At 41.2% G+C, this 15968-nt stretch carries 15 protein-coding genes and 1 rRNA gene; 7 read left to right on the forward strand and 9 right to left on the reverse strand.

The features are described 5' to 3' along the window. A 16S ribosomal RNA gene (locus H148_RS0101945) occupies window positions 1–113 on the reverse strand; the annotation flags it as partial. A gap of 897 nt (window positions 114–1010) precedes the next feature. Here H148_RS0101945 and thrS point away from each other — a divergent pair. From thrS to rplT, 4 genes are all read left to right on the forward strand, one after another. Beyond that, the gene (thrS, locus tag H148_RS0101955) at window positions 1011–2957 is read left to right on the forward strand and encodes a threonine--tRNA ligase (RefSeq protein WP_029033295.1); all 1947 of its coding nucleotides are present in this window, start codon (window positions 1011–1013) and stop codon (window positions 2955–2957) included. A gap of 58 nt (window positions 2958–3015) precedes the next feature. After that, the gene (gene infC, locus H148_RS0101960; protein ID WP_281169088.1) at window positions 3016–3537 is read left to right on the forward strand and encodes a translation initiation factor IF-3; all 522 of its coding nucleotides are present in this window, start codon (window positions 3016–3018) and stop codon (window positions 3535–3537) included. Window positions 3538–3606: 69 nt separating this feature from the next. Continuing rightward, window positions 3607–3804, forward strand: coding sequence for a 50S ribosomal protein L35 (gene rpmI / locus H148_RS0101965; protein ID WP_029033297.1), 198 nt, complete (start codon window positions 3607–3609; stop codon window positions 3802–3804). 140 nt (window positions 3805–3944) lie between these two features. Beyond that, entirely contained in the window at window positions 3945–4289 is a 345-nt protein-coding gene (rplT, locus tag H148_RS0101970) for a 50S ribosomal protein L20 (RefSeq protein ID WP_029033298.1), read from the forward strand. A 220-nt stretch (window positions 4290–4509) separates the two neighbouring features. Here rplT and H148_RS0101975 read toward each other — a convergent pair whose 3' ends face one another. From H148_RS0101975 to tgt, 8 genes are all read right to left on the reverse strand, one after another. Next, a complete protein-coding gene (locus tag H148_RS0101975; RefSeq protein ID WP_029033299.1) occupies window positions 4510–4941 on the reverse strand; it encodes a secondary thiamine-phosphate synthase enzyme YjbQ in 432 nt (143 codons plus the stop codon). Window positions 4942–4959: 18 nt separating this feature from the next. Next, entirely contained in the window at window positions 4960–5787 is an 828-nt protein-coding gene (locus H148_RS0101980; RefSeq protein ID WP_029033300.1) for an amidohydrolase family protein, read from the reverse strand. Window positions 5788–5828: 41 nt separating this feature from the next. Beyond that, complete coding sequence (locus H148_RS0101985; protein WP_029033301.1) at window positions 5829–7013, reverse strand: hypothetical protein; 1185 nt, start codon at window positions 7011–7013, stop codon at window positions 5829–5831. Window positions 7014–7170: 157 nt separating this feature from the next. Next, a complete protein-coding gene (gene dnaB / locus H148_RS0101990) occupies window positions 7171–8724 on the reverse strand; it encodes a replicative DNA helicase (RefSeq protein WP_029033302.1) in 1554 nt (517 codons plus the stop codon). Between the two features lie 167 nt (window positions 8725–8891). Beyond that, window positions 8892–9845: an acetyl-CoA carboxylase carboxyltransferase subunit alpha gene (locus H148_RS0101995; RefSeq protein ID WP_029033303.1), complete on the reverse strand. Its 954-nt coding sequence runs from the start codon at window positions 9843–9845 to the stop codon at window positions 8892–8894. Window positions 9846–9889: 44 nt separating this feature from the next. After that, a complete protein-coding gene (locus H148_RS0102000; RefSeq protein ID WP_029033304.1) occupies window positions 9890–10813 on the reverse strand; it encodes a DMT family transporter in 924 nt (307 codons plus the stop codon). Next, window positions 10800–11876 (reverse strand): LptF/LptG family permease, encoded by a 1077-nt coding sequence (locus H148_RS0102005; protein ID WP_029033305.1) that lies wholly within the window; start codon window positions 11874–11876, stop codon window positions 10800–10802. The genes H148_RS0102000 and H148_RS0102005 overlap by 14 nt, the downstream gene beginning before the upstream one ends. A 1-nt stretch (window position 11877) precedes the next feature. Next, a complete protein-coding gene (gene tgt, locus H148_RS0102010; RefSeq protein ID WP_029033306.1) occupies window positions 11878–13008 on the reverse strand; it encodes a tRNA guanosine(34) transglycosylase Tgt in 1131 nt (376 codons plus the stop codon). Window positions 13009–13290: 282 nt separating this feature from the next. Here tgt and H148_RS0102015 point away from each other — a divergent pair, with 282 nt between their 5' ends. From H148_RS0102015 to H148_RS0102030, 3 genes are all read left to right on the forward strand, one after another. Continuing rightward, a complete protein-coding gene (locus H148_RS0102015; RefSeq protein WP_029033307.1) occupies window positions 13291–14136 on the forward strand; it encodes a transketolase in 846 nt (281 codons plus the stop codon). 112 nt (window positions 14137–14248) lie between these two features. Beyond that, on the forward strand, window positions 14249–15202 hold the full coding sequence (locus H148_RS0102020; RefSeq protein WP_029033308.1) for a transketolase family protein: 954 nt from the start codon (window positions 14249–14251) through the stop codon (window positions 15200–15202). Window positions 15203–15321: 119 nt separating this feature from the next. Then, a complete protein-coding gene (locus tag H148_RS0102030) occupies window positions 15322–15927 on the forward strand; it encodes an outer membrane beta-barrel protein (protein WP_029033309.1) in 606 nt (201 codons plus the stop codon). The last annotated feature ends 41 nt before the right edge of the window (window positions 15928–15968 follow it).

Below are 15968 nucleotides of genomic sequence, written 5' to 3' on the forward strand. Positions count from 1 at the left end.
GTTACGCACCCGTGCGCCGGTCGCCACCATCCGAAGACGTGCTGCCCCTCGACTTGCATGTGTTAAGCCTGCCGCTAGCGTTCATCCTGAGCCAGGATCAAACTCTTCATCGTTAAATCTTATATACTTTAACAACTACTAAAGGAATTCCTCTTCTTCACCCCGATAGCTATCGGGGATCAAAGCTCAAAACGTTCTTCTAGTCTTAATTCTTATTTGCATTTGTTACTAATTAAAGCAACATACGCGCTGTCAATTCAATATGTCAATGAACTCGAACCCCTCCGCCTTCGGCACCTCCCCTTCGAAAGGGGAGGATCATTCCGTTTATTTGGAAGGATCGTCTTGTGAAATAAAAGGAGTTGAACCTTTTTTATTATTACCCGTCCCGGGATTTCTATTTCAGTATGTTTTAATGAACTTCGCTCCTGTTCTAAGCGGCTGCAAATCTACAACCTTTTTTAAAACCAGCAAGAAAAAAAATTAAATTTTTTCTTAGCTCCTGTTTTTAGCTTTCTTAAAGAACGAGCTTGCAAATTTACAACCTTTAGTCTTTATTATCCAAGTTAAAATTCAAAACTTTTTCAGAGAACTTTGCCTGCTATTTCAACCAGACCAATTTTACTTCGATACTCCTGCCCTACCGGCTTACAACTCCCGGATATAAAACCCTTTGTTGTTTCTCAAAGCGGGTGCAAATATACTACCGATTTCTACTTCTGCAAACTTGTACCACAACTTTTTTAAGGTTTTTTTGACATTTCAAAACCTCCCCCAGATAAGGTGTTGAAAATGACTTTTTTGAGAGGTGATTATTTTTTTTCAACCCGCGTTAGGGATAGCAGCGGAAATCCTTTTGTGAAGCATGAGCAAAAAGATTGAAGCGAATAGCCCGACCCCGCATGCGCGGTAGCAAAGGCGGGGGAACGCTCAAAAAAAGCATATACCTATATAATAGTATTGTAAAGCACCCGTGAACCTGTTATCTTTGCACACTTAATAACAGTTTTATGATAAAGATTACGTTGCCCGACGGCAGTATTAAAGAGTTTGAAAACGGCACTACTCCAATGGAGGTAGCAAAAAGCATTAGCGAAGGCCTTGCCCGCAATGTGATTTCGGCAAAGTTCAATAATACGGTGGTGGAGACTACCACTCCTCTTAATACCGACGGCAGCCTTACTTTATTTACCTGGAATGATGAGGAGGGAAAAAAGGCTTTTTGGCACTCTTCTTCTCACGTTATGGCTCAGGCAATCCAAGATCTTTATCCCGGAGCAAAATTGACTATAGGTCCCGCTATCGAAAACGGCTTCTATTATGACGTGGATTTTGGAGAGCAAAAGATCTCTGAGAACGATTTCAAAAAGATCGAGGATCGTATGCTGGAAATTTCCCGCGGAAAGCACGACTTCCAGATGAGAGAGGTTTCCAAACAGGAGGCACTTGATTTTTATAAAAAAGAAAATAACCCTTTCAAGGTTGAATTGATTGAAAACCTTGAGGACGGTACCATCACCTTCTGCGACCATGATACCTTCACGGATTTATGTCGCGGAGGTCATCTTCCCAACACAGGGGTTATAAAAGCAGTGAAACTTATGAGCGTTGCCGGTGCTTACTGGAGAGGAAATGAGAAAAATCCGCAGCTGACAAGAGTGTACGGAATTTCGTTTCCGAAGCAAAAAGACCTTAAGGAGTATCTGGAACTTCTGGAAGAGGCTAAGAAAAGAGATCATCGCAAGCTTGGGAAGGAACTGGAATTATTTACTTTTTCTCAAAAAGTTGGACAGGGACTGCCATTATGGCTTCCGAAGGGTGCTGCTTTAAGAGAGCGCCTGGAAAACTTTTTGAAAAAGGCGCAGAAAAAAGCCGGGTACGAAATGGTGGTTACTCCGCATATTGGCCACAAAGAACTATATGTGACATCAGGTCACTATGAGAAATACGGAGAAGACAGTTTTCAGCCAATCAAGACTCCAAATGAAGGAGAAGAATTTTTGCTGAAACCGATGAATTGCCCTCATCACTGTGAGATATATAATAATGGACACTGGAGCTATAAGGATCTTCCGAAGCGCTTTGCAGAATTCGGAACTGTTTATCGCTATGAGCAAAGTGGGGAGTTACACGGACTAACCCGCGTTCGTGGATTTACGCAGGATGACGCCCACATTTTCTGTACTCCAGATCAACTGGATGCTGAATTCAAGAAAGTAATAGACCTTACCTTATATGTATTCAACTCTCTTGGATTTGAAAACTTCACTGCACAAGTGTCATTAAGAGATAAGGAGAATAAATCAAAATACATAGGATCTGACGAAAACTGGGAGAAGGCTGAAAACGCTATTATAAGCGCAGCCAAAGAGAAAGGACTAAATTATGTTGTTGAAACCGGAGAGGCTGCCTTTTATGGACCTAAACTAGATTTTATGGTGAAGGACGCGCTTGGCAGGCAATGGCAGCTGGGAACGATTCAGGTAGATTATAACTTGCCTGAAAGATTCGATCTTACATATAAAGGAAGTGACAATGAAATGCACCGGCCGGTGATGATCCACCGTGCTCCCTTTGGAAGTATGGAACGTTTTGTTGCCATCCTTTTAGAACATACAGCCGGTAATTTCCCGTTGTGGTTGATGCCTGAACAGGCTATTATTCTCTCCCTCAGTGAGAAATATGAAAAATACAGCCAAAAAGTTTTAACTTTGCTGGAAAATCACGAAATTCGCGCCCTTGTGGACAACCGGAACGAAACCATTGGGAAGAAAATTCGGGGTGCAGAAGTGAACAAATTTCCATATATGCTGATCGTTGGAGAACAGGAGGCAGAGAATGGAACGGTTTCTGTACGTAAACATGGGGAAGGTGATCTTGGCAGCATGTCTGTTGAAGACTTTGCCGAATTAATTAAAAAAGAAGTAAATAGTACATTACAATCATTTGAAGTTTAACCAAAATTTTTGAGCCATAGCAATACGTAGAAAAAGAACCAAAAGACCTCTTAGAGAAATCAAAGAAGATCCGCACAAAATTAACGGAAAGATCCGTGCGGAAGAAGTTCGCCTTGTGGGCGACAACGTGGAAATGGGTGTTTACCCAACCCGTAAAGCATTAGCCATTGCCGAAGAGCAGGAGCTGGACCTGGTGGAAATATCCCCAAATGCCAATCCTCCCGTGGCCAAAGTAATGGACTATAAGAAGTTTCTCTATGAACAGAAAAAGCGTGATAAGGCTTTAAAGGCCAAAGCAACCCAGGTGGTTGTCAAAGAAATACGTTTTGGTCCTAATACAGACGATCACGACTATGAGTTTAAGAAAAGGAATGCAGAGAAGTTCCTTAAGGATGGGGCGAAATTGAAAGCCTTTGTTTTCTTTAAAGGACGTTCTATTGTATTTAAGGAGCAGGGAGAAATCCTGTTATTGCGCCTTGCTACCGACCTGGAAGAACTTGGAAAGGTAGAACAAATGCCTAAACTTGAAGGAAAAAGAATGACCATGTTCCTTTCACCCAAGAAGACCAAATCGAAATAATATCGGCCAGCTCTCCGAGAGTAAGACCGATTTACAATAATAAGTGAGATAATTAAAAAGAAGGACAGAATGCCTAAGATGAAAACAAAATCCAGTGCCAAAAAGCGTTTTAAGCTTACCGGTACCGGAAAGATCAAAAGAAAGCATGCGTTTAAAAGTCACATCTTAACAAAGAAGACTAAAAAACAAAAGCTAGCGCTGACTCACAGTACTTTGGTACATGAAGCAGACGAGAAAAATATCAAACTTCAATTGCGTTTATTGTAGTTGAACCTTTGATGGTTTACCAAATTTAATAACCCTGGAGTTGGGCCTGTTAGAAGTGAGATTTTAGATATGAGTATTGAGATCTTTTCTAATAAAAAAGTGCCGGTTACCGGTCGCCTGCTACAAAAAAATTTAAAAATATGCCAAGATCAGTAAATTCAGTTGCGAAGAGAGCCAGAAGAAAAAAGGTTCTTAAGCAAGCAAAAGGTTACTTTGGACGTCGTAAGAACGTTTGGACAGTAGCGAAAAACGCGGTTGATAAAGCAATGTTATATGCTTATAGAGACCGTAAGACCAAGAAGAGAAATTTCCGTTCACTATGGATCATGCGTATCAACGCAGGAGCCCGTACTCACGGAATGTCTTATTCTCAATTCATAGGGAAGGTAAAAGGCGCAGGAATCGAATTGAACCGTAAGGTTCTTGCAGATTTAGCGATGAACCATCCCGATGCGTTTGAAGCTATCGTCAAAAAAGTAAAATAAATTAAACTGTTATCTCACTTATAAAAGATCCCGTTCGAAAGAGCGGGATCTTTTTTATTTACAATGTTTGGAGTCATCCTGCCATTCTGAACGAGCGATAGCGGAGAGAGAAATCTCTTCTTTTTTCAAGATTTTGTAGAAACTAAAAGAAGCATTATCAAACTTTAGAAAGATCCTGAAACAAATTCAGGATGACTGTAATGGAGAATATTCTGCCAGGTTATTTTTTTTCTCCTGTTATAGTGAGCACCAATTTCCTGCTGCCGCCCTGATCGCGGTGCTCACACAGATATATACCCTGCCAGGTACCAAGATTTAGTCGGCCATTGGTGATGGGGATCTGGAGCGAAGAACCTAAAAGAGCTGCTTTAATATGCGCCGGCATATCATCACTACCTTCTATGTTGTGCTTGTAATAAGGCTGATCCTCGGGCACCATCTTGTCAAAATGGCTTTCAAAGTCCTCCCTGACTGTGGGATCGGCATTTTCGTTAATGGTGAGACCGGCAGAAGTATGTTTGATAAAAACATTCAGCAGTCCTATGGAAACATTCTTTATTTCCGGGATTTGCCGCACCACTTCGTCTGTTATAAGGTGAAAGCCTCTTGGCCGTAGTGCAAGCTCTATCTCCGTCTGAAAGATATAATCCATATTATCGATTTTTCAATACTACCTCAAGTTATAAAATTCTACGGCATTTCTCCCAAAGATCTTCTCCTTATCTTCCTTTGAATAACTGCTGAAAAATTCCTCCACTACTCCAACCACCTCCTTATAATTTGCTGCGGAAAGACAGACAGGCCAATCGGATCCAAACATGAGCCTGTCTGCTCCAAAAGCTTCAGTTACCACCTCCAAATGAGATGAAAAATCGGAAGTTTTCCAGCTGAAGTCGGGAGTTTGAGTTACCAAACCGGAAATTTTGCACCAAACATTTGGTGATTCTGCCAATTGCCCGATATGCCTCTCCCACTCCTTATCAGGTTTTCCAGTAATCTTCGGCTTTCCCATATGATCCAGCACAAATTTTTGTCTTGGAAATGCCTGTACCATTTCTACTGCAGATCCCAGCTGATAATCAAATGCCAGAATATCATAAGTTAATCCAAGATTAGCCAAAAAAGTCAGTCCACGCTGCAAATCGGGAGCTGTCATAAATTCTCCTTTTTCGTCCCAAACCGTATGACGTATACCTTTCAAAAATGGATCTTTGGAAAAAACTTTCAGGCGCTCCTTCACATCGGGTGAACTTAGATCCACCCAACCAACTACCCCTTTGATAAAGTCGTGCTTATTTGCCATTTTCAGAAGGTTTTCTGTCTCGGCTTCAGATTGATGTGCCTGTACAGCAACACAGCCTGAAAAGCCATTTTTGGAGAGTATGGAGCGAAGATCTTCCGGGGTAAAATCCTTCCTGATTACCGCCATTTCATCTGGAATCCATGAATATTTTTCAGAATCGTAATTCCAAAAGTGTTGATGGGAATCGATTTTCATGAAATAGATGTGAGATTTGTGATCTAACAAAAACAGGAGACTTATGTCTTCTGTTTTTGTTTTTTGGCAGCAGGAAAAAGAACATTATTCAGGATAAGACGATATCCCGGGGAGGTAGGATGAAGTTCCAGTTCAGTTTTGGGATCTCCAACCATGTGCTGATAATCTTCGGGATCATGACCTCCGTAAAAGGTAAAAAACCCGTTACCTTTTATTCCATGGATATATTTTGCTTCGCCATTGATCTTGCTCTCTCCCATAACCAAAACTGTAGGTTTTAAGTTTGCAGGATCATAAGCTGTTGTTTGTCCCATAAACCCTTTTACCAGCATTGTATGGTTTTGGGTAAGCATGGTAGGAACAGGATCCCACTTTGCCGAGTATTCCATAAGTGTAAAATAATCCACATCCATAGGCACCTGCCGTTTCCCGGTCATATCAATAGAAGAAAATTCATAAACCATAGGATTACGTTCGAGAATAAAATTTTCAAAAGCAAAACTTTTTTCGAAATTCAGCCTTTTCTGATAATCGGCATCACTGGGATCTCCGTCGAACATGGGCTCGGCAATATCTACACCTTCGGCTGATAATGCAATATCAAAGCTATCGGTTGCACTGCACATTGCGAACATAAATCCGCCTCCAACGACATAATCTCTAATCCTGAGAGCAACAGCAAGTTTCTCTTCCGAGACTTTATCATAACCCAGTCTTGAAGCCATTGCCTCGGCTTGTTTTTTCTCTTCAATATACCAGGGCGCAGTGCGGTAGCTGCGGTAGAACTTTCCATACTGGCCGGTAAAATCTTCATGATGCAGATGTAGCCAGTCGAACAGGAGTAAAGCATCATTCAAAACTTCTTCATCGTAAATTGTTTCATAAGGAATTTCGGCATAAGTGAGCACCATAGTGACGGCATCGTCCCATGGCCTGTTTCCCTGGGGTGAATAAACGGCTATTCTGGGTGCTTTTTCAAGCAGAACAGCTTCCATATTCTTTGATGGACTGGAGATCTCTTCCAGTAAATTTTCAGTTTTCTGATCGCTGATGACCTCAAACGAAACTCCCCGTATTTGACACTCCCGCCTCAATTCTTCCGAATCGGGTAAAAGAAAAGATCCGCCCCGATAGTTGAGCAACCACTGCACTTTTACATCCTTTTCAAGCATCCAGTAAGTGATCCCGTATGCCTTCAGATGATTTCGTTGTGTCTCTGCATCCATGGGAATAAGGATTTGCGAGGCAAAGGCCGAAGCAGGGAGCAGAAAACAAAACAAAAGCACAAAAAGGCCGGAAAAGAGAAATTTCTTTCCGGCCTTTGAATTATTACTTACAGAAGTTTCTTTTCCGAAAAAATTTCGAAGAAAAAAAAATATATTTTTAAAAAGGTACGTCGCTATCGTCATCATTAAGATCATCATTCATTGAGCTTCCAAAAGCTTCATCGGCACTGGGAAAATGACCGGTAGTAAAGCTCATATCTCCTGAATCGTTGTCATTCATTTTCGAATGAAATTCCGATGGAGAATCAAAATCATCTAAGTTATCGAATTTACCTAAATGTCCAACGAATTTCAGCCTAATATTCTCAAGTCCACCATTCCTGTGCTTGGCAACAATAAATTCTGCCTGCCCGTCTGTAGGTGAACGTTCTTCATCATCCCACTCCTCGATCTTATAATATTCGGGGCGGTAAATGAAGGAAACGATATCGGCATCTTGTTCAATTGCTCCGGATTCCCTAAGATCACTTAAAAGTGGCCTTTTTGACCCCCCTCTCGTTTCAACTGCCCGGGAAAGCTGAGATAGTGCAATCACAGGCACGTTAAGTTCTTTGGCAAGAGCTTTCAGGTTCCTGGAAATTGTGGAAATTTCCTGTTCCCGGTTTCCGCCTTTTTGACTACCACCGGCAGTCATTAGCTGAAGGTAATCGATCACGATCAATTTGATCCCGTGCTGTGAAGCAAGCCTCCTAGCTTTCGCCCTAAGGTCAAAAATTGAAAGTGAAGGGGTATCATCTATAAAAAGTGGTGCTTTTTCAAGACCTTTTACTTTTACGTTTAGTTGCTCCCACTCGTGTTTTTCGAGGTTTCCGGTACGGAGCTTTTCTGAAGAAAGTCCGGTTTCGGAGGAAATTAAACGGGTGATCAACTGCACCGAGGACATCTCTAAAGAGAAAAAAGCCACCGGAATATTCTGTCCCACAGAAATATTTCGCGCCATAGACAAGGTAAGCGCCGTTTTACCCATACCGGGACGGGCAGCAACAATAATAAGGTCACTGGGCTGCCAACCGGAAGTTAACTTGTCCAATTTTTCAAAACCGGAAGGAATACCAGAAAGACCCGATTTATTGGATATCTCCTGGATCTTTTTCTTAGCCTGCATCACAAGATCCTGAGCAGTCTCTGATGATCTTTTGATGTTCCCCTGGGTTACTTCATAAAGTTTGGATTCTGCGGTGTCTAAAAGGTCAAAAACATCTGTGGTTTCATCATATGAATCTTCAATGATTTCGTTTGATATCTTGATCAAACTACGCTGAATATATTTTTGAAGAATAATCCTTGCATGGAATTCAATATGGGCAGAAGATGACACTTTTTGAGTAAGCTGCACGAGGTAAAAATCACCACCCACCTGCTCCAGTTTCTGATCTTTCCTTAATTGGTTGGAAACCGTTAATAAGTCAACCGGTTCAGAATTTTCAAACAACTTAAAAATGGCTTCAAAAATATATTGATGTGCATTCTTATAGAAAACATCGGGATGTAAAATGTCAATAATCTCGTCCACCCCTCTTTTATCAATCATCATCGCGCCAAGCACAACTTCTTCTAAATCAACAGCTTGAGGCGGAAGTTTTCCTTTCTCGAGATTGATAACATTCCCGGGGCTGTAATTAATATTTTGAGGGGCTTTGACTTTTTCCATGTTACGAAAGTAGAAAAATTGAGTTTAGAACTTCGCCGTAAACGACTTTACTTAGTTCACAGTTTATGAACATTTTAACTGTTAATAACTTTAATTATTTGTTGATAAGGCCAAAAAAATCCGAAGAGAAACCCTTCGGATTTTTTGCTGTCTTATGTAATAAGGTTTTAACCTTTAAACACTCCCATCTGAGAATATTTATCCATACGTTTTTTGACTAATTCTTCTGGTGATAAGTTTTTAAATTCACCGTAAGCATCAGAAATGGCATTCTTCACAATATCAAAAGTCATTTCCCTGTTGCTATGAGCACCTCCCACCGGTTCTTTAACGATCTCATCAATAAGCTTCTGCTTTTTCATGTCCTTGGCGGTAAGCTTTAAAGCATCGGCTGCTCTTTCTTTAAACTCCCAGCTTCTCCATAGAATGGAAGAACAGGATTCAGGAGAAATTACAGAATACCATGTATTTTCCAACATAAGTACTTTGTCACCTACACCAATTCCGAGGGCTCCTCCACTTGCTCCTTCTCCAATAATCACTACGATAATTGGCACTTTTAGACGGGTCATCTCCAGAATATTTCGGGCAATAGCCTCTCCCTGTCCACGTTCTTCAGCTTCAAGGCCGGGATAAGCACCGGGTGTATCCACAAAAGTAACTACAGGAATTCCAAATTTTTCCGCAGATTTCATAAGGCGAAGTGCTTTTCGGTAACCTTCAGGATTAGCCATTCCGAAATTACGGTACTGGCGGGTTTTGGTATTATAACCCTTCTGTTGACCTACGAACATATAACTTTGATCCCCTATTTTCCCAAGGCCGCCAATCATAGCTTTATCGTCCTTTACATTCCGGTCCCCATGAAGTTCCAGAAATGTATCCCCACAAATAGAATTAATATAATCGAGGGTATATGGTCGGTTTGGATGCCTGGAAAGCTGAACCCGCTGCCAGGCAGTTAGGTTCTTATATATTTCTTTTTTTGTTTCGTTAAGTCTTTTTTCGATTTGACGACAGGTGGCAGTGACATCAACATCACTTTCCTGACCTATGGCACAAGCCTTCTGGTATTGATCTTCCAACTCCTTTATAGGCAATTCAAAGTCTAAATATTCCATAATGAGCTATGGTTGTTTTTAATTAGCTTACAAATATAAGAAACTTAAGAGGTAGCTTTTGGTTGTTTTCTGAATTTTCTCCTCGTCTTTAGAAAGCCGTTCATAATTACTGTAATTACAATAATGGCCGCCCCGTAGTAAAAGCCGGGCTTCATCGCTTCATCGCTTCCAAAGACCCAAAAAGCAAGGAGAATTCCGTAAACAGGTTCAAGGTTGATGGTGAGCATTATTGTGTATGGACTTAAGTGTCGCATGACAGCTACAGAAGCTATAAAAGCATAGGCGGTACATACAGAAGCCAGGATAAGCAGGTAAGTCCAATCCAAAGCTGAAATATCGAAAAAGTCATTATTGGAACCAGTAGTACTGCTTCCGAAGAAGGTAATTATAAGCAGATAGATCGTTATGGCTCCGGTACCGGTGAGCAGTTCATAAAAAGAAATCACCGAGGCATCTTCCTGTTTAGCTAATTTCCCATTTATTAAGGAGAAGACTGCAGAAAGAAATGCTGAAACTAAAGCAAGCAGGATTCCCAACACATATTCCGTCTCTACCTTAAAAATAATATAAAGTCCGCAGATTACAACGACACCGAAAAGGATCTCATACCAAATGACTTTCCGCTTGTAAAAAATTGGTTCCAGTATAGAAGTAAAAAAAGCCCCGGTAGAAAGCAAAGCAAGTGTAATACTAACGTTAGAAACCTTTATAGCTCCAAAAAAAGTAAGCCAATGTGCTGCAATTACCACTCCGGCAATCAACATTACCAGGATCCGTCTTGGTGCAAGACTTAATTTTTTCTTCTTCCATTTGATCCAAAGAAAAATAAAGACACTTGCCAATAACATCCTGTACCATACCAAAGGTACAGCATCAAGAGTTATCAATGCTCCCAGCACGGCCGTGAATCCCCAGATGAACACAATGACGTGAAAATGGAGATAAGCCTTTACTTTATCGTTTAGCATTCCAAAGCAGGTAAACAGCCAGAATTCCGAAGAAAATGTTCGGAAACCACACGGCAAGCAAGGGAGAAAATGTACTTTGTTCGGCAATAGTTCCAAAGACCTTGTCCATAAAGATGAAAACAAAAGCCAGGGTGATTCCCAAAGCCAGGTTGACTCCCATACCACCACGACGCTTCATGGAAGATACGGCTACCGCTATCACAGTAAGGATATATGCCGAAACGGGAAGACTCCAGCGTTTATAGGCCACTACCTTATAACGGTTTATATTGCCTGAACCGCGACTTTTTTCCTGCTCAATAAAAGCTTCAAGTTCATCGTAGTTGAGCGTTTCGGCCATATAAGAGACCGGGGTTAGTTCTTCAAAGTCAAAAGGAAGAACAGTATCTTTACTCATTTCAGTGATGAGCTTATCTCCATCTTCACCTATAATACGTTTATTATAGTTCGTTAAGGTGTAGGTTGAATCTTCCTCATTTAACTTCAACCTTGAGGCGCTAATTTTAAACAGCATCTTGTTTCCCTCAAAGTGTTCTAGAGTGAAGTTCTGAGCAGAATTTATCCGAGGTTGGAAATGTGAAGCATATATAAATTCATTGTCATTGATTTGCCTGTAGACATCACTCGTCTCCTGGACTTCACTTCCCTTTTTTAAATAAGTATATTTAAATTCATTAAAGCCTTTACTGGCAGTGGGCGCAAGATACATCCCCATGATAAGGGCAGCGGCACACACTATGGTAGAACCTATCATATATGGCCGAAGAAAGCGCCAAAAGGATACCCCGCTACTTAAAAAAGCAATGATCTCTGTGTTTTGTGCAAGTTTAGAGGTGAACCAAATTACCGACAGGAACAGAAAAAGAGGAAAAAGTAAATTAGCGAAGTAGATGGTAAAGTCGATGTAGTAATTCACCACCTCCAAAAAAGGCACCTCATTTCGAATGATCTTGTCGATCTTCTCTGCCAGGTTCACTGTTATACCAATAGGAATAAAGAGGAGTAACATTAAAATAAATGTTCCCAGATATCTCTTTAATATGTACCAGTCAAGGATCTTCAAATTAGAGACGTTTGTTCATTTGCTGTACCATCATATTTTTCCAGGTGGCAAAATCCCCGGCTAAGATATGTTTTCTGGCTTCACGAACCAACCAGAGGTAAAAACCGAGGTTATGCATTGTTGCAATTTGCTTGCCAAGCAATTCATTAACAGAAAACAAATGTTTAAGGTATGCCTTTGTATAAAAAGTATCGACATAGGTTATGCCGCTATCATCTATTGGAGAGAAATCATCTTCCCACTTTTTGTTCTTGATATTTATGGTCCCGTGTGCGGTAAAAAGCATTCCGTTTCTTGCGTTCCTGGTGGGCATCACACAATCGAACATATCCACCCCCAGCGCAATATTTTCAAGAATATTGATTGGCGTCCCAACTCCCATTAGATATCGCGGCTTTTCCTTCGGAAGGATTGTCGTCACTACTTCGGTCATGGCATACATTTCTTCAGCAGGTTCTCCAACAGAAAGTCCGCCGATAGCATTACCCTCGGCTCCCGATGCAGCAATATACTCTGCCGATTCCTCTCTTAAATCCTTATAAGTACTTCCCTGCACTATAGGAAAAAGCGCCTGGGAATAACCATATAGCGGCGGATTTTTATCGAAATGGGCTATACATCTATCCAACCAACGGTGGGTGCGGTGCATTGAATTCTTAGCGTAGCGATAGTCACAGGGATAAGGGGTGCATTCATCAAAAGCCATGATAATATCGGCACCAATGAGGCGCTGGGTATCCATAACGTTCTCGGGAGTGAAATTATGAAAAGATCCATCAATATGGGATTTGAACCTAACACCTTCTTCCTTGATCTTCCGTCTCTCAGAAAGGGAATATACCTGATAGCCTCCACTATCGGTAAGAATATTTCTATCCCAATTCATGAACTTATGAAGACCTCCCGCTTTCCTGAGGATCTCTGTCTGCGGGCGAAGATAAAGGTGGTAAGTATTACCAAGAATAATATCAGGATTTACCTGCTCTTTTAGATCTTTCTGGCTTATTCCTTTCACGGTGGCTATTGTGCCTACCGGCATAAAAATAGGGGTTTCAATAGTTCCGTGATCTGTAGTTATAGTTCCTGCCCTGGCACTGCTACCGGGGTCATTAGCAGCTAATTCAAATTTCATATATAATTTTAATGGGCGCAAAGATAGCCATTTTAAGTGGGCAGTGGCAGTAAGCAGTGAGCAGAAAATTAGTAGTTGAGGTTAAAAACCGGAGTGTTGAGAAAAAGAAAATAATTTTTGTAATGTGACCTTCTGGTTCAAGTTACCATTAAAGGTTAACAGTTTCCGAATTACTGATTTATGGAATGATGGATTGTTAAAACCTTTTGATAAGAATTGAGGCTGGTTGATTTCCTAAATATTCTAAAATAGTATTTTTGCGACACAATTAATCTAAACCAAATGTCAAACACACAACAACTAGAAGATTTTATCACTCAGGTGAGAAGGGACATTGTAAGGCAGGTTCATAAGGTGAATTCGGGACATCCCGGAGGATCTTTAGGCTGTGCCGAATTTATTAGTGTTCTTTACCAGGAGGTAATGGAGCGAAAAGAAGGATTTGATATGGACGGAGTTGGAGAAGATTTGTTCTTCCTTTCCAATGGCCATATCTCCCCGGTTTTTTACAGCGTGCTTGCCCGTAGCGGATATTTTCCCGTAGAGGAACTCAGCACCTTTAGACTTATCGATTCCCGCCTGCAGGGACATCCAACTACTCACGAAGGTCTGCCCGGGGTGAGAGTAGCTTCAGGATCTCTTGGCCAGGGAATGTCTGTTGCCCTGGGAGCAGCCCAGGCAAAAAAGTTAAATGGAGATGACCACCTTGTCTATACCCTTCACGGAGATGGTGAGCTTCAGGAAGGACAAAACTGGGAAGCCATCATGTATGCAGCTGCCAAAAAAGTGGACAATCTTATTGCTACTGTAGATCGCAATTTTCAGCAGATCGATGGTTGTACAGATGACGTTCTGCCAATGGGAGACCTAAAAGTGAAATTTGAAGCTTTTGGATGGGATGTCATTGAAATCGAGAAAGGAAATAGTATTGCGAAAATACTTGAAGGTCTTAAAGAAGCCAAAAGCCGAACCGGCCAGGGGAAACCCGTCTGTATCTTGTTAAATACGGAAATGGGTTACGGAGTAGATTTTATGATGGGAAGCCACAAATGGCACGGAGTTGCTCCAAATGATGAACAACTAAAGGAAGCTCTGGCCCAAAATCCTGAAACTTTAGGGGATTATTAGACCCACCCAACCTTTCCGAAGGGGAGGATCCTAATTTGGGTAAAAAAAGTGATATTATTAATAATTTAACACACACCCTAACTCCCTACTTTGGAGGGATCGGGGGAAGCTTATGAAAAAATATACAGATACAGGTAAAAAAGATACGCGCTCCGGATTTGGAGCAGGACTAACTGAACTTGGGAAGACTAATCCCAATGTGGTAGCCCTTTGTGCCGATTTGGTTGGTTCTTTAAAAATGCAGGATTTCATCGATGAAAATCCTGAAAGGTTTTTTCAGGTGGGAATTGCTGAAGCCAACATGATGGGAATCGCAGCCGGATTGACCATTGGCGGAAAAATTCCTTTTACAGGAACTTTTGCAAATTTTTCCACCGGAAGGGTTTATGATCAGATAAGGCAATCAATCGCCTACAGTGACAAAAATGTCAAAATTTGCGCCTCTCATGCGGGGCTTACCCTGGGTGAAGATGGAGCGACCCACCAGATCCTGGAAGATATCGGTCTAATGAAAATGTTGCCGGGTATGACTGTGATCAATCCTTGTGATTATAACCAGACCAAAGCTGCAACCATTTCAATTGCTGAGCACCATGGCCCCGTTTATCTTCGCTTCGGAAGACCAAAAGTTGCAAATTTCACTCCTGAAGATCAGAAATTCGAGATAGGAAAAGCCCTTTTACTGAATGAGGGAAAGGATGTAACCATTATAGCCACAGGTCATTTGGTCTGGGAAGCCTTACAGGCGGCAGAACAACTGGAGGAAAAAGGAATTTCGGCTGAAGTGATCAACATACACACAATAAAGCCGCTTGATGAAGCTGCTATTTTAGCTTCAGTTGGAAAAACGGGATGTGTTGTAACTGCCGAAGAACACAACTTTCTTGGCGGCCTTGGGGAAAGCGTTGCCCGTACACTGGTTCAAAATCATCCTGCACCACAGGAATTTGTTGCCACTATGGACACCTTTGGTGAAAGCGGAACCCCGGAGCAGTTGATGGAAAAATATGGTTTAAACGCCGCTGCCATTGTAAAAGCTTCAGAAAAAGTGATCAAAAGAAAGTAAAATTTAATGGTCAGCTTTTTTAAAATCCTCTCTAAAAATGCCATTTTTGAGAGGATTTCTTTATTTCAGAAATATTTTCTTCAGGAAAACGTTTAATGAAAAGAACAAAAACCAAACTTATGAAAAAGTATCTAACGATTCTTGTGTTTTGTATTACTTCCTCCGCAATGGCCCAGAACGGATTTGGAATTAAGGGGGGGCTTAATTATGCCGATAATGGTGAGATCACTTATGCCGATGTTACCGGTGCCGGTGAAGATATCCTGGAAGGTGGAGAAAGCAAAATGGGATATCACTTAGGATTATACTACCAGGCAAATATTTTAGGTTTTTTCTTGAGGCCTGAGCTGGTTTACACGACCACTAAAAGCTCATACATGTTTAATCAACAGGAAGCAGATTATAATGTTACAAAAATTGATCTACCAATTTTAGTGGGCACAAAGGTCTTTGGCCCTGTTAGATTATTTGCAGGACCCAGCCTTCAGTACATGGTAGATAATGATTTTGAAGGTTTTGAACTTGGGGATGTAGAGGAGGAATTCACAATTGGGGCACAATTAGGTGCAGGAATTCAATTTGGACGTCTCGGGTTAGATGTTAGATATGAACGTGCACTTAAGGAGAATGAGGCAGAGTTTATGAACCTTAACAGCGAAGATGGATTAAGAAGAATTGATACCCGACCAAGTCAGATCATTTTTAGTCTCTCATTAAATCTATAGTAGAAAATATATTAGTATTAAAAAAAGCCCTGAAAAGGGCT

The organism is Salinimicrobium terrae DSM 17865 (assembly GCF_000424665.1).
GTDB lineage: Bacteria > Bacteroidota > Bacteroidia > Flavobacteriales > Flavobacteriaceae > Salinimicrobium > Salinimicrobium terrae.